This is a genomic window from Sphingomonas canaveralia, from assembly GCF_047238125.1.
Classification (GTDB): Bacteria; Pseudomonadota; Alphaproteobacteria; order Sphingomonadales; family Sphingomonadaceae; genus JBDFMH01.
On record NZ_JBDFMH010000001.1, the window covers coordinates 575,266 to 593,801 of the forward strand.

General features: G+C 63.9%; 18 protein-coding genes and 1 tRNA gene. 9 read left to right on the forward strand and 10 right to left on the reverse strand.

The features are described 5' to 3' along the window. Nucleotides 1–594: a GNAT family N-acetyltransferase gene (locus ABC347_RS02805; protein WP_413244269.1), complete on the forward strand. Its 594-nt coding sequence runs from the start codon at nt 1–3 to the stop codon at nt 592–594. On the opposite strand, the gene ABC347_RS02810 is transcribed toward ABC347_RS02805, so the two are convergent. Next, nucleotides 561–1,067, reverse strand: coding sequence for a hypothetical protein (locus tag ABC347_RS02810; RefSeq protein ID WP_413244270.1), 507 nt, complete (start codon nt 1,065–1,067; stop codon nt 561–563). The genes ABC347_RS02805 and ABC347_RS02810 overlap by 34 nt on opposite strands. Nucleotides 1,068–1,150: 83 nt before the next feature. Between ABC347_RS02810 and ABC347_RS02815 the strand changes: the two genes are divergently transcribed. Then, nucleotides 1,151–1,227, forward strand: a tRNA-Arg gene (locus ABC347_RS02815). On the opposite strand, the gene ABC347_RS02820 is transcribed toward ABC347_RS02815, so the two are convergent. The 3 genes from ABC347_RS02820 to ABC347_RS02830 all read right to left on the reverse strand — a co-directional run bounded on the left by ABC347_RS02820 (nt 1,183) and on the right by ABC347_RS02830 (nt 4,032). Beyond that, nucleotides 1,183–2,880 carry a recombinase family protein gene (locus tag ABC347_RS02820; RefSeq protein ID WP_083215788.1) on the reverse strand — a complete coding sequence of 566 codons (1,698 nt, stop codon included), beginning with the start codon at nt 2,878–2,880 and terminating at the stop codon, nt 1,183–1,185. The two genes, ABC347_RS02815 and ABC347_RS02820, sit on opposite strands and share 45 nt — an antisense overlap. Before the next feature lie 334 nt (nt 2,881–3,214). Then, on the reverse strand, nt 3,215–3,706 hold the full coding sequence (locus tag ABC347_RS02825) for a type II toxin-antitoxin system YhaV family toxin (protein ID WP_066961253.1): 492 nt from the start codon (nt 3,704–3,706) through the stop codon (nt 3,215–3,217). Then, complete coding sequence (locus tag ABC347_RS02830) at nt 3,706–4,032, reverse strand: type II toxin-antitoxin system PrlF family antitoxin (RefSeq protein WP_066961256.1); 327 nt, start codon at nt 4,030–4,032, stop codon at nt 3,706–3,708. The genes ABC347_RS02825 and ABC347_RS02830 overlap by 1 nt, the downstream gene beginning before the upstream one ends. Nucleotides 4,033–4,292: 260 nt before the next feature. On the opposite strand from ABC347_RS02830, the gene qatA reads away from it, so the two are divergent. The 4 genes from qatA to qatD all read left to right on the forward strand — a co-directional run bounded on the left by qatA (nt 4,293) and on the right by qatD (nt 9,242). Next, complete coding sequence (gene qatA / locus ABC347_RS02835) at nt 4,293–6,251, forward strand: Qat anti-phage system ATPase QatA (RefSeq protein ID WP_066961537.1); 1,959 nt, start codon at nt 4,293–4,295, stop codon at nt 6,249–6,251. 290 nt (nt 6,252–6,541) lie between these two features. Then, the gene (gene qatB / locus ABC347_RS02840) at nt 6,542–7,135 is read left to right on the forward strand and encodes a Qat anti-phage system associated protein QatB (RefSeq protein WP_413244271.1); all 594 of its coding nucleotides are present in this window, start codon (nt 6,542–6,544) and stop codon (nt 7,133–7,135) included. Beyond that, nucleotides 7,132–8,481 carry a Qat anti-phage system QueC-like protein QatC gene (gene qatC, locus ABC347_RS02845; protein ID WP_066961262.1) on the forward strand — a complete coding sequence of 450 codons (1,350 nt, stop codon included), beginning with the start codon at nt 7,132–7,134 and terminating at the stop codon, nt 8,479–8,481. The genes qatB and qatC overlap by 4 nt, the downstream gene beginning before the upstream one ends. 8 nt (nt 8,482–8,489) lie before the next feature. Then, nucleotides 8,490–9,242, forward strand: coding sequence for a Qat anti-phage system TatD family nuclease QatD (gene qatD / locus ABC347_RS02850; RefSeq protein WP_066961265.1), 753 nt, complete (start codon nt 8,490–8,492; stop codon nt 9,240–9,242). A 52-nt stretch (nt 9,243–9,294) separates the two neighbouring features. Here qatD and ABC347_RS02855 read toward each other — a convergent pair whose 3' ends face one another. The 5 genes from ABC347_RS02855 to ABC347_RS02875 form a co-directional block, all read right to left on the reverse strand. Continuing rightward, nucleotides 9,295–9,840 (reverse strand): hypothetical protein, encoded by a 546-nt coding sequence (locus tag ABC347_RS02855; protein WP_066961267.1) that lies wholly within the window; start codon nt 9,838–9,840, stop codon nt 9,295–9,297. 115 nt (nt 9,841–9,955) lie between these two features. Next, nucleotides 9,956–10,321 (reverse strand): hypothetical protein, encoded by a 366-nt coding sequence (locus ABC347_RS02860; RefSeq protein ID WP_255250173.1) that lies wholly within the window; start codon nt 10,319–10,321, stop codon nt 9,956–9,958. Nucleotides 10,322–10,512: 191 nt separating this feature from the next. Then, the gene (locus ABC347_RS02865) at nt 10,513–11,175 is read right to left on the reverse strand and encodes a hypothetical protein (RefSeq protein WP_413244272.1); all 663 of its coding nucleotides are present in this window, start codon (nt 11,173–11,175) and stop codon (nt 10,513–10,515) included. Then, nucleotides 11,133–11,879, reverse strand: coding sequence for a hypothetical protein (locus tag ABC347_RS02870; RefSeq protein ID WP_066961284.1), 747 nt, complete (start codon nt 11,877–11,879; stop codon nt 11,133–11,135). Before ABC347_RS02870 ends, ABC347_RS02865 begins: the two co-directional genes overlap by 43 nt. A gap of 4 nt (nt 11,880–11,883) precedes the next feature. After that, nucleotides 11,884–12,777 carry a hypothetical protein gene (locus tag ABC347_RS02875; RefSeq protein WP_066961287.1) on the reverse strand — a complete coding sequence of 298 codons (894 nt, stop codon included), beginning with the start codon at nt 12,775–12,777 and terminating at the stop codon, nt 11,884–11,886. A gap of 488 nt (nt 12,778–13,265) precedes the next feature. On the opposite strand from ABC347_RS02875, the gene ABC347_RS02880 reads away from it, so the two are divergent. Beyond that, complete coding sequence (locus ABC347_RS02880) at nt 13,266–15,353, forward strand: ParB/RepB/Spo0J family partition protein (protein ID WP_066961293.1); 2,088 nt, start codon at nt 13,266–13,268, stop codon at nt 15,351–15,353. 104 nt (nt 15,354–15,457) lie between these two features. Here the strand turns inward: ABC347_RS02880 and ABC347_RS02885 are convergent, their stop codons facing one another. Then, a complete protein-coding gene (locus tag ABC347_RS02885) occupies nt 15,458–16,369 on the reverse strand; it encodes a TIGR02391 family protein (protein ID WP_238147094.1) in 912 nt (303 codons plus the stop codon). Nucleotides 16,370–16,643: 274 nt separating this feature from the next. Between ABC347_RS02885 and ABC347_RS02890 the strand changes: the two genes are divergently transcribed. Together ABC347_RS02890 and ABC347_RS02895 are read left to right on the forward strand one after the other, a co-directional pair. Further along, nucleotides 16,644–16,943 (forward strand): DUF736 domain-containing protein, encoded by a 300-nt coding sequence (locus ABC347_RS02890; RefSeq protein ID WP_066961296.1) that lies wholly within the window; start codon nt 16,644–16,646, stop codon nt 16,941–16,943. Nucleotides 16,944–17,231: 288 nt separating this feature from the next. Beyond that, nucleotides 17,232–18,074 (forward strand): DUF932 domain-containing protein, encoded by an 843-nt coding sequence (locus tag ABC347_RS02895; RefSeq protein WP_066961299.1) that lies wholly within the window; start codon nt 17,232–17,234, stop codon nt 18,072–18,074. The last annotated feature ends 462 nt before the right edge of the window (nt 18,075–18,536 follow it).

An 18,536-nucleotide genomic window follows, 5' to 3' on the forward strand; every position in this document is an offset into this window, starting at 1 on the left:
ATGACGACGATCATCGAGACCGCGCGGCTGCGGTTGCGCACCTGGCGCGATGGCGATGCCGATCTGTTCGAGCGGCTGACCAATACCCGGGCGGTGATGGCGCATCTCGGCGGCGTGCAGCCACCCGGCTATTTCGCGCTCGCTGTCGAGCGCATGGTCGCGCTGCAGGCGGAGCGCGGCCATTGCTTTTGGGCGGTGGAGCGAAAGGTCGATGGCGCGCTGCTCGGCTTCTGCGGCATCAAGATCTCCAGCAGCGCCGGCCCCGATGCGGACGCAATGCCCGAGATCGGGTGGCGGCTACGGGAAGATACCTGGGGGCAGGGCTATGCACGTGAAGCCGCGATCGCGTCGCTTGATCATGGTTTCGGCGCGCTCGGGTTCGGTCGCGTGATCGCCTTCACGCTGCCCGGCAATACCGCGTCATGGGGTCTGATGCTGCGGCTGGGCATGACACGGCTGCCCGATTTCATCGAGCCGCGGTTCGGCCCCGAGCTGAACCCGACCGTCTATTTCGAGATTCGCCGCGAAACCTGGCTTGGCGGCGCTCGTGACCGGGCGGTTCAGCCTGCGAGCATCGCCGACAGTTCGGCATAGCGCGTCGCCTGGGCTTCGCTCGCGGCCTGCGTGCGCGCCCACAGCGCATCGAGCGTGCTCGTGTCGACCGAAGTGTCCGCCTGGGCCCGTGCGAGCCGCAGGCCATCGAGCTGGCTGAGTGCCGCGATCATGGGTGCGCGTGCGGCATCGAGCGCCGACAAGGCTTGCTGTCCCGCCACCCACGCATCGGATCCGCTGGCGACGCCCTGTGCTCGCGCGATCGCAGGAGCCGCTTCCCGCTCGGCTGTTGTCCAAGCCGATTCGGCGTCCGACACCGTTTTCGCGAGCATAGCGACCTCGGCTTCCAGCGCGGGATCGGCGGCAGCGGGTGGGCCGGCCTCGGTGCGCTCCGGTGCGTCGGCCAGCGCTTCCACCGGGCGCGGCGCCAGTGATGGATAGGCGCGGGGATCGGCGGCACAGCTTGCCAAGGCGACTGCGAATGCGAGCGGAGCGAGGTGGGAAAGGCGCTTCATGACGCCGGGCTTTGACGGTTTCCGAATATCGACGCAACGGGCTTGCCAGCCGAGAGTCTTCCGACTAACAGGCCCCCTCCAACGCGCCCGTAGCTCAGCTGGATAGAGCATCAGACTACGAATCTGAGGGTCGGACGTTCGAATCGTTCCGGGCGCGCCATTTCAGTTCAAAACCACGAACGCCTAGCACCGCCGCCTCTACGCCAGAGGCGGCGGTGAGGGTGCGAAGCAGTTCGCTGCGTAGGCCGCGAATGCGAACCTCCGTCTTGCTGACCACTTCGACCCGCTGGGCGACGGCCCGGACATGATCGCGGGCGAATGAGCCGTCGCCCTGGCGCAGCTTCCTGCGCGCCGCCATTGCAAAGGCCCGCAGGCTTTCGGGCGTGATGGCCGGGCCGATCTTCTCGATATGCGTCACCGCCCGCTCGGCGTCGCCCCTGGCCTGGTCGCGCGTGGCCGTCAGCTCCGCGATTCGATCTTTGAGCGACAGATCGCTCACATCGATCACGCCATTCTCGATCGCGTCATAAAGCCGCTTGAGCTTCGCTTCGGCCTCGGTCGCGCGGCGCTCCAGATCGGCAACATGGAGCCGTCGCTGCTCCACCCATTCGTCGCGGCGTTCGAGGATCTGATCCATCATCTCCTCAAGCCGCTTCGGATCGAGCAGCCGCCATTCCAGATGCCCGACCACGGCTTCGTTCAGCCGATCCATCGGAACCGTTATGCCGGGGCAACCCTTCGCGCCCTGCCGCGCCTTCGTGGAGCAGGTGTAATAGCGATATTCGCGGCCGACGCTGCTGGTGCCGGTGCGCAGCGTCATGGCCCCGCCACAGCACGCGCAGAAGCAGATGCCCGTGAGCAGCGTTGGGCCGCCCACGGCCATCGGCGGCATCATCTTCGGGCTGCGAGCCTTAAGCGACCGCTGCACGGCCTCGAACTCCGCTTCCGAGACGATGGCGGGCACTTCCATGATGGCGTGCTCGCTCTCGGGCTTGGGCGCCTTGGTGCGATAGTCGCGGTAGTTGAACTTGTGCTGTCCGATATAGGTCGTGCGGGTGAGCACCTGATGCACGGCCCCAAGGCCCCAACGACCGCCGTCGCGGGTGCGGATATTGTTGTCGTTGAGCCAGGTCGCGATGGCCTTGAGGCCCATCGGTCCATTGTCATCGACGCCGTTCAGGGCCATCCGGTAGATGCGTCGCACCGTCTCGGCCTGGATCGGGTCGATCTCCAGCTTCTTCTTGACCTTCGCTCCGCGGTGCCCGGCCTCGATGATCCGATAGCCGATCGGCGGACGCGCTCCGTTCCAGAAGCCCTGGCGCGCGTTCTCTTTCATGGACCGCAGCGTATGCTTGCCATTCTCCTTCGACTGATATTCGTCGAACAGGGTCATGATCTGGCGCATCATCACGCTCATCGGGTCGTCGCCTAAATCCTGCGTGATCGAGATCAGCCGCACGCCGTTTTTCGCCAGCTTGCGGACGTAGAACTCGAACTGGAACTGGTCGCGGAAGAAGCGCGAGAAGCTGTGGACGAGGATTACGTTGAACGGCGACGGCTTCTGCATCGCCGCGTCGATCATCGCCTGGAAAGCGGGGCGTCGGTCATCCGTCGCGGTATTGCCGGGCTCGACGAACTCGGCCGCGACCTCCCAGCCGCGCGACAGGCAATAGCCTTCGATCTGCCGGCGCTGGTCGGGGATCGACAGGTCGCTCTCGGCCTGGCGGCCGGTGGAGACGCGCAGATAGAGCGCGGCGCGGGCCATCGCCATGACCGGCGGGGTGTCCTCGACGCGAAGGGCTGCGTCTGTCATGGCATGAACCTCCTCATCTCACGGCAAGGGTCCGAACAGGTCGTCCAGCTCCTTGCGCAAATGGCCTTCGATGACGCGCAACTCGGCGTCGCCGATCGGAACCCGTTCGGGCCAATCGTCCGTGACAATGATCGGCCCGTTTTCTTTAATGCCGCGTGCGCGGGACGGCGCCCGCTTCGCTGGCGCCTGCATATAGTCGTGCAGGTCGTCGAGACCGTCCGACCAGCCGCGCGGCACGCGACGACGACGTTTGCGAGACAGGGCCATGCGCCGACGCTGATGCCCGGCTGCGCCGGGTGCAAATGGTTCGGCTGGGCGTAGCGCAGATAGGGGCTCATGGCGGCTCTGGCGAGGCCGCCGCCAAGCGCTCCCGTGTTTCCGACTCGCTCGCAGCCGCCAACAACGCCGCCCAATTGTCGGGCGGATTGCCCTTGTCGAGCATCTTGCGGAACACCGCATAGGCGTCCGACTTCGACCCATAGGTGCGCAGCGTGTTCTCGTCGTTCACCCAGGCGAACACGATAACCTTGGCGCTGGTGCTGTAGCGGAAGAACAGCCGGAACCGGCCGCCGCCGAACTTCGCCCGGAACCAGTGCTTGCGGTCGTCGCCCAACGTGCCGCCCTGCCGATAGTCCGGGCGCGTGGGGTCTTGGGGAATTGTCTCGAATACGAGCTGACGCAGCGCTTCCAGCAGCTTCGCATTGGCCGACTTGCGCCAGCCACGCGGGTCTTTCTCCCGCAGACGCGCAACGGCCGCCCCCAGCTTCTCGAACTGATCGAGAAACAAAGGGTGGGCAATAAGCAGCCACCCGTTGACGACCATCATCAGAGATCGACATCGCCGTCGATCGGCGCATCGAGATCGACCTTAACGCCCTCGGTCAGCGCCGCGATACGCTTGGCGAGCGCGGGTGACAGCCCGGTCAGCGCCTCGGGCCGGCGTTTGATGTCCTCGGCCAGAAACGTCAGAAAGCTATCGATCGCCGGATCGTCATGCTCGGCATCGGCGCGATGCACCGACACCCCATGCTCATCGACGCGAAAGGCGATTTTGCCGCCGTAATCGACGCCGAGTGCCTGGCGGACCGACTTCGGAATGGTGGTCTGACCCTTGGCGGTGATGGTGCTGATTTCTTCGAGCAACGCGGGCATGGCTAATCTCCTTCACCCGCAGAATGTAAGGAAATCGCATTACTTTGTCAAGGTGGGGCCTTTCGCTGGCATCACACCATTCTTGGCATCACATCCCGGTGAATCAGTCCGATAGAAGAAGAATCTGCCCGGGTTCTCCTCGTTGGACTTGCCCAAGGTCCGGTACAACATATGGCGAAACCTATTTTCTTCCGGCAGTGTTGCGTGCGGGGCTTCACTATTACAACCGCTGCGAGTCGCGGGGCGGAAACGGGGGCGGGATGATTCTCACTGACAATGAGACAAAGGTCGATCTCCTCAACAACGAGGCGATCGCCAAGACCATCATCGAGCTGCTGCGCGAAAAGCCTGAACGCGCCGTAACGATCGGGGTTCATGGTGATTGGGGTGCGGGAAAGTCCAGCATCCTGGAGATGATCGAGAACGGCCTCAGTTCTGATGAGGACGTGCTCTGCATCAAGTTCAACGGCTGGCGCTTCCAAGGATTCGAAGACGCCAAGATCGCGCTGATCGAGGGCATCGTCACCGGGCTTGTCGAAAAACGTCCATTGCTCACCCAGGCCGGCGTGGCCGTGAAAGACATCTTTCGGCGAATCGATTGGCTCAAGATCGCGCGGCATGGGGGCGGTCTCGCTTTCACCGCGTTCACCGGCATCCCCACAGCCGATCAGATCGGCGCGGTTGTCGGCACCTTAAAGGGCATCTTCTCCGATCCCTCGAAACTCGCCACGCAGGAGAATTATGACAAGGCCATCGACGGTGTGCAGGGGCTCCTGAAACCGGGAGAGTCGAAGAATGTCCCCGAAGAGATCGAGGCGTTTCGGAAAGCCTTTGACGACCTGCTCAAGCAGGCGGGCGTCAAGCAACTGATCGTCCTCATCGACGATCTCGACCGCTGCCTGCCGGACACGGCGATTGAAACCCTCGAAGCCGTCCGCCTGTTCGTATTCACCGCCCGCACCGCGTTCATCGTCGCGGCCGACGAGGCGATGATCGAATATTCTGTGCGCAAGCATTTCCCCGAGCTGCCGGACACGACTGGCCCCCGCGACTATGCGCGCAACTATCTCGAAAAGCTGATCCAGATACCGTTTCGGATTCCGGCTTTGGGCGAGACCGAAACCCGCATTTACGTCACCCTGTTGCTCATCGGCGCCGAGCTTGGCGAGGACGATCCCGCTTACTCGGCGCTCATCATCGTCGCGCGTGAATTGCTCAAACGCCCTTGGCAAACGGCCGGGCTCGACGCGCAGACGGTTAAGACCGCCTTGGGCGACAAAGCCGGTCTGATCCAGAATGCGCTCACCTTGAGCGATCAGATCGGTCCGATCCTGGCTAGCGGCACTCAGGGCAATCCGCGGCAGATCAAGCGCTTCCTGAACACCTTGCTGCTCCGCCATCAAACTGCGCTCGCTCGCGGCTTTGGAGAAGAGGTGAAGCTGCCCGTCCTTGCGAAACTTATGCTAGCCGAACGGTTCCTCTCCAGATTGTTCGACCAGATCGCCAGCGCCGCCGCCCGCGATCCGGACGGCCGTTGCGTAGATTTGGTAGCGCTCGAAGCCGCCGCGTCGGAGGAGAAGCCAGCCGCCAAGACAAAGCGGACCGGGCCGAAGATCAGTTCAGTGGATGACGCCAAGCCGACCGCCGTGCCGGATTCCAAGGACAGTGCCATCCTGACGGAATGGAAAGCGGCCGACGCGATACGGGCCTGGGCGCGGCTGTCACCGGCCTTGGCCGAAGTCGATCTGCGCCCCTATCTGTTCGTGACCAAGGATCGGAAGGACTACTTCGGCGCGGCCTCTGTCCTCGGGCGTCTGGCGGCGGTGGTCGAAAAGCTGCTTGGCCCGAAACTTGCGGTCCAGGCGTTCGAAGGTGAACTCAAGCAGCTCGTTCCGGCCGAGGCCGCGCAGGTCTTCGAGGAACTGCGCGGTCGCGTCATGGGCGGAGACGCTTTCGATACGGCGCCTCCCGGCATCGACGGGCTCGCCGTGCTGGTTCGCGCGCACCCGACACTGCAAGCCAATCTTCTCGACCTGCTCGAAGCCTTGCCGGCCGACCGGTGCGGGCCGTGGCCCGCATCCGGCTGGGAGGGCATCATCAAGGATTCCGACGCCGTAGCTCGATTCGAAAAGCTCCTCCAAGGGTGGTCGACGTCCCAGTCGTCGTTCCTGAAGACGACAGCGAGCGCCGCGCTGCGCACGCGGAAAGGTGGGCGCTGATGGGCACGTCGAACGCCTATGGGGGTGCCGGCGGCGGCACACCCCTCATTCCGAGTTGGCTACAGGGTGACGGTGACGGCGGGGCCGGCACGGGGGCAGGCGATGGCGACGGGGCACAACCCCTGTCATCTGATGGATCGCCTCCTGCAGTTCCGTCCGCGCCGGCGCCTCGGCCAACCGCGCCGGCAGGAGCATCGGATCGCTTCACGTCGGCCCGAAACAATTTCACGCGCTTCGTAAGCTCGGGCGGCAGCGACCGCAGGAGTCTCGGCCGCGCTGTCTCGCAATATGTGTCCAAATCGGCGGGCGGTTCGCGCCAGGCCGCGCAGCGCATGGGCTCATCGCGGGGCTCGGGCGCCGGGCTCGTCCGTTTCCTCAACGACGCCAGCGCCAATGGCGTTCGCGAAGCGCTGCGAACGCTCAACCTCGAAAGCCTCGCCGGGCGGCCGATCGAGGAGGTGTTCGCGGGACTCGCCGATTACATCTGCCCCGAGGGCGGGTCGATCGACGAGGGCATCGCGCGAGACGCTTTTGTCGAGACGATCGCCGATCTCGCCGGTGCGGGCATCGCCGACATCGACGCGCTGACGCCCGGCCAAATCCAGACCGTCTTCGAACTATACGCGACCCACGCGATCGAGGCGCGCATCTGCAACGACATCGGCACCAAGGTCGTCACCTTGCCGGCCGACCCACGCGCGGCCGAGAGGGTTCAAGCGCAACTGCGTGATTTCATCCAGCGCGGAGTCAGCGACGCCATCAACGCCGCGGGCGTCAACATCCAGTCGCTGACCCCTGATGCGGTGATGGGCTTCGTGACCAACGTCTATCAATCCGCTTTCGACGTGTTGCAGACGATGGGCGATGGGGAGGCAGCAAAATGAGGCGTCACGTCATCATCGGTCGTTTCGGCGAGGACGATAAGACCCGCGTCCCCAAGGCGCGCGACGAGGTTGCATCGACCTTGCAGTTGGTGGCGGGCAAGCGTCTCGATCACGGGATCGGTCGCGCATTGGCCGACCTCAAGGCGCTGCACCTGACCCCCAGCGAAATCGGCGCGGACATGCTCGTGGTCGCGGCGCATGTTCACGCAGCGGATACCCGCATCTCCCGTTCGACGCAATCACAGGATTCCTGGACGCGCGAGATTCGGCTGGTCGTTCCCGTAAGCGATCCGGTGCGATGGACAGCTGCCGCGCCCATTCTGGTCCGCGCCTTGAACTTCCTGACCGGCGACAGGTGGGATGTCGGATTCCGCAAACGGGCCAAGGGCTATGCGAAGCTGGTTCCCGCCGCGGCACCCACCCTTATTCCCGTCCCGTTCGATGGTGTGAGTCTGTTCTCCGGCGGCCTGGATAGTCTGATCGGCGCGATCGACAGCTTGAATGCGGGCGAGACGCCGCTCCTAGTCAGCCATGCGGGCGAAGGGCTGGTGAGCAAGTCGCAGGAGCACTGCTTCGAAGGGTTGAAAGCCGCTTACAAATCATCCGCATTCGATCGACTGCGGGTGTGGATGAGCTTCGATAGCGGGCTGGTAGAGGATGTCGGATCGGAGGACACCACGCGCGGCCGCTCGTTCCTATTCTTCTCACTGGGCGTCGCCGCCGGGACCGCGCTCGACCGCGACTTCGTGCTCAAGGTTCCGGAAAACGGCTTAATCGCGCTCAACGTGCCGCTTGATCGGCTTCGGCTCGGCGCGCTCAGCACTCGGACGACGCATCCTTTCTACATGGCCCGGTGGAACGATTTGCTCAGTGCGCTCGGCGTCGAAGGGAAGGTCGAGAATCACTATTGGGACAAGACCAAGGGGGAGATGGTCGCCCAATGCGCCAATCCGGCCCTGTTAAAGCAGCTCGCCCCGCTGTCGCTATCATGTTCGTCACCAACGAAGGGGCGCTGGACCAAGAAGCCGCAGGGGCACTGTGGATACTGCCTGCCATGTCTCATTCGGCGGGCTTCTCTGCGAGGCAAGGATTCGACAGTTTATGGTGTTCCCGACCTGAAGGCCGACACATTGGACACCAGGCAGGCCGAAGGTCAGCAGGTCCGATCCTTCCAGATCGCAATCGCGCGGCTATCAAAGCGCCCGGAACTCGCAAAGGCCCTCATCCACAAGCCGGGGCCGCTCTATGATGATCCATCACGCCACGATGACCTGGCCGATGTCTATCGCCGGGGATTGAAGGAGGTTGGGCGCTTGCTGACTGGCGTTCGCGCCGCACCGTCGTAAGAGGCCCCATGCGATCGGGTCTCGTCGATTTTCATTGCCACCTCGATCTCTACCCCGACCACGCGGCCGCGGTGGAGCGTTGCGAGCGCGATGGCGTGTTCACCCTCACCGTGACCACTACGCCAAAGGCTTGGCCGCGGAACCATGAACTGGCGTCGGCCACCCGTCACGTCCGAGCGGCTCTCGGCCTGCATCCTCAACTGGTCGCCGAACGTGCTCATGAGATCGGGCTATGGGAGGAATTGCTGCCGCGCACTCGCTATGTGGGCGAGGTCGGGCTGGACGCCGGCCCGCGGTTCTACAGGTCGTTTGAGACGCAAAAGGAGATTTTCGCTCGCGTGCTGACGCTGTGCGCGGCGGCGGGGAACAAGATCGTCACGACGCATAGCGTCCGCGCGACCAAGGCCGTCCTCGATATGATTGAGCAATACATGCCGCCCCCGCGTGGGCGCGTGGTGCTTCATTGGTTCACTGGTACAGCAGCGGAGGCCAAAAGAGCTCTCGATCTCGGCTGCTATTTTTCGGTGAACGCGGAGATGCTCACCAATGAAAAACGCGCGGCGGTAACCAAGGCGCTCCCGTTGGATCGCGTTCTGACTGAAACGGATGGACCGTTCACTCAGACCGACGCCCGTCCGACCACGCCGAGCGATGTCTGGATCGCTGTGGAAGGCTTGGCGCGTCTGCACGGAATTCCGCCGGCCGATATATCCGCCACGATCATGCGGAATCTGAAAAGTTTGCTTGTAGAACAAGCATAGACGCCACCCATAGGACCGAGGCTCTATCTCCGCTGCCTGGGCACAGGTCGCCTCAGGTTTCGTTATCCTGCTCGCGCCGCAATTCTCTAATTCGCTCGATAACGGGGGAGCTGATCGTGGGGCGATTGATGTCCCGGAACAGCCGATTGACCTTGATGACACCTGAGTCCTCAAGGATCATCCGGCGTGTTTCTCTCCAATCCCGTCGGAATTGCGCGAGCCGCGCTTGCCGCTCGCTTTCTATCAGGTCGCGCAGGTCTTCCACGCCCATGAAAAGCGCGGTGCAATGGGCGCCCAGTTCCTCGTCTATATAGAGGACGCTGCGCGTTGTGTGTTCCGCGATCGGCATGATGGCTGCGGAGATCAGCTCGTGCCGCTCGGCCGCCGACAGTTCCGGATTGTCGATCACTTCGTTCGCGATCCGATGGCTCTCGAATAGGATATTTATAAGGGTGTCGTAGGCTTCGAGACGCTTGGCGAAGATCGCCGCTGCGAATTGTTCTGCTCTCTGCCGTCGCCTCAATAATTCTCCCAAGACGATGCCCAGAGGAACCCCCACGAGACCGATCAGGGCTCCGGTTAGTTGTGACCAGTCCATTGCCCCTCCAGAATGACAACACTGCCGCAGATGCGATCTAATTCCGCCAGCCACGCGCCCCGCTGTTGCCGGTCATAGATTGTGCGCGTGCATGGCGATTGCGGCGGCGCGTCGTTCATGAACGCGAACGGTCCTGAATATCGAAATCCGGTTGGGAGAGGCCGACGATCATGTCGATGAAGCGCTTGGCCTCGGCGATAACCTCGCCTGCCTCGGCGGCATTGCTGAAGCGCCCCTGATGGACCACCTCGTTGCGGACCTTGTTGATTTTCTCGGCCGACGCGATCAGCGCCTTCGCTGTCTTGCTCTTCTTCGGCCGCGCGAAATAGATCGGGACGAATAGCCGTTCGACCTTTCCGCGAAGGCCATTGGCCCACATCAGGAATTGATCGACGATGACCGCATCGAACTCGGTCTGTCGCGCCCATTCATGCCGGATCGCATAATTCGCCGCGATCTCCGCTGCGGTTGAGCATCTCACGATCGCTGCGGACGGCTCATCGCGAAGATGCAGCCCGGACAGCTTGTTCCATTGGGACTGCAATTTTTCGAGGTCGGAGCGCTCATTATAGGGCGTCTTCCTCTTGGGCCGATGACCTTCATCCGGTCCTTGCATCTTGTGTCTTCGCCCCCAACAGACTCGGCCTCGATACTCTATCGCGACATTTCAACTTAGCGAGCCTGTCCCACTTCGGCCAGATAATGCCGATAGGCGAACCCGATCAGATCCCGCACCAGTTCCAGGAGGCCGCCCGTGGGCAAGCCGTCGAACGGATCGCCGTGCGCCAAGGCATTACGGCGATCGGCAAGGGTCGGCTTCGTCTCGCCGGTCAACTGGCCGATGGCCGTGCCGCCGCACCGGGCGATCATGGGAATCTGCCCGTCGGTTAGCCCGTCCTTCGTGACCATATCCTTGAGCAGCGCATTGAACGAACGTCGGGGCGGGGTCGCCATTAGCGCCGTGGACGGATCGAGTCGCTTCCTGGGAAGCGGCTTGACGTCGGCCCCGTAGCGATCGTTCAGAGCCAGCTCCAAGGCTGTCAGCGCAACCAGCTCACCGGCCTTCACCAAATCAAGGTCGATCCAGCCCAAGAGATAGAGCTTCTGAGCCCGCGCATATTTGGCCTGCACGATCTGCGGAATGAGCGGGTCGAGAGCGAGGCTGGCGACGAAGGCCCGCCACTGTTCGGCGTCGTCGAACTGGATAAAGCCGCCGGGCCGGCCCGGCGCTGGCCAGGGCAATAACAGCGGTTCCGATCGTGGCGGCGGAACCAAGTCCGGCGGCCAACTCGTCATTCGGAGCGAGCCTTCCAAATCGCGGCGATCCTGTTCCAAGCCCTGCGCCACACCGACATGGTTGAAGGAAGCACGCCCGGCCCCCTTCGCGTGATGGTCGCCTTCACATTGTCGAACGCCCCCTCGTGGAACCCCATCAGGAACAGGGCGCGCAGTTTGTCTGCGGCCAGCGGCATCGGCTGCACCGTATCAGCCTCGCGGCGTGCGTAGTCGAGCAGCAGTTCGCAGCGCGCATGAATATCGGCGATGTCCTGAATATATTCTTCGATCTCGGACTTGAGGATATTGCGGCGGCCGGCTGTGCCCGCCACCACATCGGCGTGCAAACCGCGAAGTCGGCCGACTTGAACTTGCAGGCGACCGAGCAAATCGGCGATCACCTCCGCCACTTCATTGGACGCGGCTTCTATCACCTCGGCGAGCGCGGCCGTCTCGCCTTGCGGCAATGGCGGAATCTCCCAGGCAATCAGCGCCTCGCGCTCAATATGATTACCCGGCGCGGCCAGATAGAGACGGCGCAGGTCTCTGGCGACGGTCCGCGCATATTCCATGATGCTGCTGAGCACGAGCGGCAAGGTCGAGCGCGCGGCGGCATGGCGCCGGCCCAGCCGGTCCAACTCGAACCTGCGCGCCTGGCGTGTCTGGTGATAGACGAAACCGGCGCCGATCAGCGCCGCTAGGATCGCCAGCCCGCTTGAGATCAGCGTCTGCCACTGGTTCGCGAATGCCCCCCAATCGGTCACACCATCACCCCTCCGGCAGCGCGATCGAAACCGCAATCGCCGCCGCGATCGGTCCCGAGCGCCGCTCGATCAGCCGTCCGACGATCTCCTGCCGATCCTCGCCAAACTGTTGACCCACCTTGCAGCGCAGCAGCAAATCGGCCGCCCAGGTCTCCAGCCGCCAGTTGCTCGCCGGTCCCGCCGCTTCCAGCGCGGCAAGAGTCGGCGCAGCGCCTTCGTCCAACGCTTCCAGAACGCCATCGACGTCCGCCATCGAATAAACCCGGCAGCCGAGCGGAGGGTGGTTCACGCTCTGATAGGACGCCACTGGATAGCGCACGGTCGTCGGGATCATTGGAGGATTGTAGAACAGGTAATAGACGGCATCGCCGAACTCGTCATTGAGGCGCCGGATCACCTCCACCTGGTCGCTGCCGGCAGTGAGCGCCCCATAGGTGCAATCCACCGAGAACTCGAATTGGCGATGCGCCTTGCCCAGTGGTGATTTCGGATCGCGGCGCAGAAAGGCGTTCATGCCATAGGCGAAGCCGACCGGATCATCGTCCTCGACATCATTGTTGAGGGGGTAGAGCCGTTTGGATTGCAGCAGCCCGATCTTCTGCGCGAGCAATGTCCCGGCGCGATAGACGAAGACCAGCACCGCGATGTCCGCCGTTTCCCAGCGGCCCAAACGGCGCAGGCCCCCGATATTGTGGACGTTCATCTCGACGATCGCGCCCGAGGACAACAGCCGCGGCGGAGAAAAGGGTATCACCGCCTCAACCAGCCCATCGTCGAGGGCGGTCTCGCGAATATTGGGCACATTGACCAAGCGTTCGGTCACTTTGCGGTTCGCCTCGGCGAACACGGCGCGAAACCAGTCGATCGCGTCTTCGGCAATGTCGGGCCAAGTCGTCATGTCTCAAGCATAGCAATCGTCGAACTTCACGTCGTTCCAAAATCCGACGGCATTGGAGCGGCAGGAGCAAGTATATGGGAAGGCAGATACTTTGGCGCCTCCCTGCGGGACCGCCGCTCTATCTCCGCTTCGCTCCGACCGAGCCCCTAACGGGTCTCGTCCGTGCCGGTAACGATCAGCATGGCGGGATTGGCGCTCGCGCGCCGAATGGCAAATCCGCCGACGCGGATTTGTGTCTTTCCCAAGCTGCGGAGATCGGGCCAGGGCTGCGCCGGCCCGATCGCTTTGACGGTCGTTGCACTCCCCGAGATGGGGTGGGCGTCGCTTCCCTCTAGGCCCGCCGCGCCGAGCCGCAACGCGCGTTCCGCGCTTACCTCCTCTGCGTTCCGGTCCTGCGGATGCTGCCCGGCTCCGCCGGCGAGCCTTCCGGTCGCTCTTTCGCCGCCCACCCCATTCCGGGGTGCGTGTGGTTTTGAAGGAGAAGTGTGATGAACGCTGTTACCGAAACAGTAGCCGCCGAGCCTGTGTCGGGCGTCGAGATTTTCGTGCCGCTGGCCAAGCTCAAGAAGTCCCCGCGCAACGCGCGCAAGGTGCCGCATGGGGAAGCCGCTATCGAGGCGCTGGCCGCTTCGATCCAGCACAAGGGGTTGATCCAGAATCTTGTCGTCGAGCCGGAGGTCAAAGAGGACGGCACGCCGACCGGCTATTATCTCGTCACCGCTGGCGAGGGCCGCAGGCTGGCGATGCTGCTGCGCGCCAAGCGCAAGCAGATCAAGAAGTCCGAGCCTGTGCGCTGCTGGCTGGATACGCAGAACGATCCCTCCGAGATCAGTCTGGACGAGAACGTGACCCGGACGCCCATGCACCCCGCCGATCAGTTCGAGCGGTTCGCAGAGCTTTCCAATGACAAGGGTTGGGGCGCGCAGGAGATCGGCGCGCGGTTCGGCGTGTCGGCTTCCGTGGTGAAGCAACGACTTCGTTTGGGCGCTGTCAGTCCTAAGCTGTTGCAGGTCTATCGCGACGATGGGCTGACCTTGGACCAACTTATGGCCTTCGCGATCACCGAGGACCATGCCCGGCAGGAGCAGGTATTCGAGAACCTGCATCACAATCGCGAGCCATGGATCATCCGGCGCGACATGACCGCCAGCAATGTTCCGGCCACCGACCGGCGCGCGGTGTTCGTCGGGGCCGACGCCTATGTCGAGGCGGGCGGCAATATCATCCGCGACCTGTTCAGCGAGGACCGGGGCGGGTTCTTCGAGGATGCGGGCCTGCTCGACATGCTCGCCGCCGAGAAGCTGCGCGAGATCGCAGGCGAGGTTCAGGCCGAAGGCTGGAAATGGGCCGAGGCGCATATCGACTATCCCCACGCCCACGGGATGCGGCGCTTCTATCCGCAGACCATCGCCCTGTCCGACGAGGACGAGGCACGGCTGGAGGCGCTGTCCACCGAGCATGACGAGCTTGCCGAAGGCTATTCGTCCTATGACGAGATGCCCGAGGACGTTGCGGAGAAGCTGGAGGCGGTCTCCGACGAGATCGACGCCATCTCCGAGAAGCGCCATGCCTACGACGCCAACGTGATCGCGCATGGCGGCGTGTTCGTGGTGCTGAACCATGACGGCGTTCCCCGTCTCGAGCGCGGTTTTGTCCGTCCCGAGGATGAAGCGCCGGCCGATCCGCAGCCGGAGGACGAGGGCGACGCAATCGACCCGAAGGCCGTAGAGAATGAGCCGACCGAGGACGGTGACGAGGACGCGCAGGAGATCGAGGACGAGGACGAGGACGAGGACGAGGAACCGGGCAAGCCGATTTCCGACAGCCTTACCCGCGACCTGTCCGCCCACCGGACGCTGGCTTTGCGCGTGGCGCTTGGCGAGCGGCCCGATCTGGCGCTGATCGCCTTGACCCACACGCTCACGGCGCAACTGTTCTACAGCTATGCCGAGGCCGGTTGCCTTGAGGTTCGTCCGACCGTGACGCCGCTTGGCAGCCATGCGGACGGGATCGAGGACACCCCGCTGGTCGCCACCGCGAACGAGGCCCGCGAGGCATGGGCCGAGCGGATGCCGCGTGATGTTGCCGACCTGTGGGGCTTCATTGTTGGTCTGGACGATGAGAAGCGATTGGCGCTGTTGGCGCATTGCGCATCCCGCACCGTCAATGCGCTGCGGTTGCCGTGGGACCGCAAGCCCCGGACGCTGCAAACGGCGGACAGGCTGGCGACCGCACTGGCGCTGGACGTGGCGAAGGACTGGGCGCCGACCGTGGACAGCTACCTTGGCCGCGTCACCAAGGCGCATATCGTGGCGGCTGTGTCCGAAGGCGTGTCGGAGGATGCCGCTCGCCGTATCGCGGACATGAAGAAGCCGGACATGGCGCAAGCCGCCGAGCAGCTTCTGGCCGGGAGCGGCTGGCTTCCCGCCGTGCTGCGGACGCCGAAGCCGGAAGCAGAGCAGCCCGCATCCGTCGAGGTCGAGGACGTGGAAAGCGTGGAGCAGCCGTCCGAAGTGGAGGCTTCCGATACCGAAGCGGAGAACGGCGAAGCGTCCCACGCCGTCGCCGCCGAATAGCGGCTTGGGCCGGGATCGCGTGAGCGGTCCCGGCCTTCCTTTTGTCGCCGGCAAAAAATCGCGGCCGCGCCCTTTCCGGGCGCGGCGCTTTTCCTCGCGCAAGATCAGGGACGCGGCGGCATATGGCCGGCATCGAGCCGACGATGGATGAGGGAGACGAGCGTCAGAAGATCTTCGGCGTCGGTCTTGGTCATAAGCCAATGGATACGCGCTTCATGGGCGGTCGGATTACGGAACATCCCGAACACCCCTTTGACCAGGTTGGCGAAGCCGCCTTGCTCGCTGCGCTCGCTGGCCGTGCCGCGCGTATTGATCGCCAGCATCGGGGGATCGCCGCCCAGCACGCGGTCCACCAGCGTTCCCCCATCATCTGACAGGCCCGTCCTGACCCGCATCTTGTCGGCGACGCTTTTCACCGCCTCCTGAACCGCGTGGAAATAGTCGTCGGCTAGCAGCTCCGCGCGGCAGAAGCGCAGCACGTCCGGGTGAACGCCGCGCGTCTCCAAATCGGTGCGCAATTCCTTCGCGCGGCGCTGCGCTTCCGGCAAGGTGGTCGCCTGTTCGACTGTTTCAATCTTTCCGGCTTCGCTAACCACGAGGCCGGCGAAGGCGAGGGCCTGGTTGAGACTGGCGCGCATGGGCTCGTAACGGTGCGGCTCGCGACTATAGCGGGCGGGGCTCATCGCATGGCGGATGAAGCCGAGGATGCGGGTGCGGTCCTGCCGGGAGTTCTGGCTAGCGGCGAAGGCGTTGTAGATGCGGTGCCGCTTGGTCATCTCGCCCGGATCGGTCATCTGACAGGTCGCTATCAGCATCGCAATCTCGGTCCCTTTGAGTCCCGTTTCCGTGTCGCCTAGCGCGCCAGCGATGGCTTCGAGCTGATCCTGCGAAAACAGTTGCGCCACCTTTTCCTTCTCCCCCTTGTGAACCTCCGCGGTCTCCTCTGGTCGAATCGGCAAATCACCTTGGAACGTAGGATGAACATCGCGCAAGGCTGTTGGCAGAGTTGCCGACATAATCGCCGATCATACGAAACTCCCTGACTTCTGAGCCGGACACCCGGCGGCCTCCCCAATGGCTTGTCTGACCGAAGCCGATCGCCTTCCCGCAAGGGTGTCGTCCGGCTTTTTTCCGCCGCCTACGGCTTTGCATCGCGAAGCAAAAAAACCGCCCGCCACCCAACCTCCACTGCGTTGCGGCCGCAAGCGGTGCGGGGTCGATCGCGCCCCGGCCGACGCCGAGCCATCGAGGCCGCGATGGGCGTGGCCCGAGCAAGTAGGAGATTACGACATGGCCACGATCGGCACATTCACCGCCAACAGCAAGGGCGAGTTTACCGGCGTTATCAAGACGCTCACCCTCAACACCAAGGCGACCCTTCGCCCGATCGAGAAGGAAGGCGAGAAGTCCCCCGACTTCCGCATCCAGTCCGGCAATATGGACATCGGCGCCGCCTGGAAGAAGACCAGCCGCGAAGGCCGCGACTACATCTCGGTCAAGCTGGACGATCCGAGCTTCCCGGCTCCCATCTACGCTACGCTGTCCGAAACCGACACCGCCGGTGAATACGCGCTCATCTGGTCCCGCTGACCCCGACACGGCGCCCCGCTCCATCGGAGCGGGGCGCCTTCGTGCGTTTGTTTCGCCGGTTTTCAAAGCGGACGGGCCGTAGGCCCGGCATGTTGTCAGAGGTGCTTGGGGCGCTGCCCCCAGCGCCCTTCGGAGCGGCTTCCGCCCAGCTTCCTCCACGGCTGCGCCGTTCCGTGCAGCCGGTTCCCCGCGAAGCCGCCCACTCCGGTTGCACCCCCGGTCTCGCCGACGGGCAGGGTTTCAGCGCGGCGCTCCGCTGCGCGGAAACCCAAGCCCAAGGAGGTCAAAATGCACTACCAGCTTGCTACCCGGTTCGGCCGCAACGCCCATCAGATCAGCGGCCGGGAGCCGCTCGACAACGAGGCGCTCTATCGCCACGTCCCGTCCATCTTCGCCCGCGAGGCGCATGACAGCCGTTCGGAGCGGTATGTCTATGTCCCGACCATCGACATCGTGGAGGGGTTGCGCCGGGAGGGATGGTTCCCGTTCTTCGCCGTTCAGTCGGTTCCGCGCGACGGCAGCCGTCACGGTCACGCCAAGCACATGCTGCGCCTTCGCCGCGACGACGGTATCGGCAAGCCGGAGGCCGCCGAGGTCATCATCGTCAACAGCCATGACGGGACGAGCGCCTATCAGATGTTCGCCGGGATGCTGCGCTTCGTCTGCACCAACAGCATGATTGCGGGCGAGCGGTTCGAGGAAGTCCGCGTGCCGCACAAAGGCAATATCGAGCATGACATCATCGAAGGCGTCTATACCGTCGCCGAGGACTTCCCCCGGCTGATCGACGCCAGCGAGTCGATGAAGGCGATCCAGCTTTCCCCGGACGAGCAGCGGTTGCTTGGCGAGGTAAGCCTTGTTGCCCGCTACGGCGACGACGAAAGCCCACTCCGGCCAGAGCAGATCATCGAGCCGCGCCGCCGCGAAGATGTGGACCGCAGCCTTTGGACCACCTTCAACGTCATTCAGGAGAATGTCGTTCGGGGCGGGTTGCAGGGCCGGAAGCGCAACGCCGAGGGCCGCATACGCCGGGCGCAGACCCGCGCGATCAACGGCATCGACCAAAACGTGACGCTCAATCGCGCCCTCTGGACGCTGGCCGAAGGGATGCAGCGCCTCAAGGCCACCTGACTATCCGCCACCGCAGGGCCGGAGTTTCCGGCCCTGCGGCTTCGCCATTTTTGCGCCGATCCGCCGCAGCGGATCGGCGGCGATCGCGCGTCCTGGAGTCCGCCCGGCCGCAAGCGCGCTCGCCGGGCTGCCGCCCGGCTCGCGCTAGGTGGTGGCCAAATACTGCACATTATTCTATGACGAGAGCGGGCCGCTACGCGGCGGCCTGGGGTGTGGAAACCCCACGTTTAGCGGTTCGGCGCCGGCCGTGACGGTGCCGCCATCCTTGACCACATGGTCGGGGAGCCTGTGATGTATACAACAGGCTTCCGGGCTAAAGGTCACAGGAACCGACTAAACGCGGTTTTCCAACTCCCCGACTACGGGTCTAGGAGCTGTTTGCGGGGGCGCACCGCAAACCAGCAGGTCGTGCGGGATTGGTGTGGCTGTGCGGATTCTGCTTGCAACTATGTCGAACCGGCG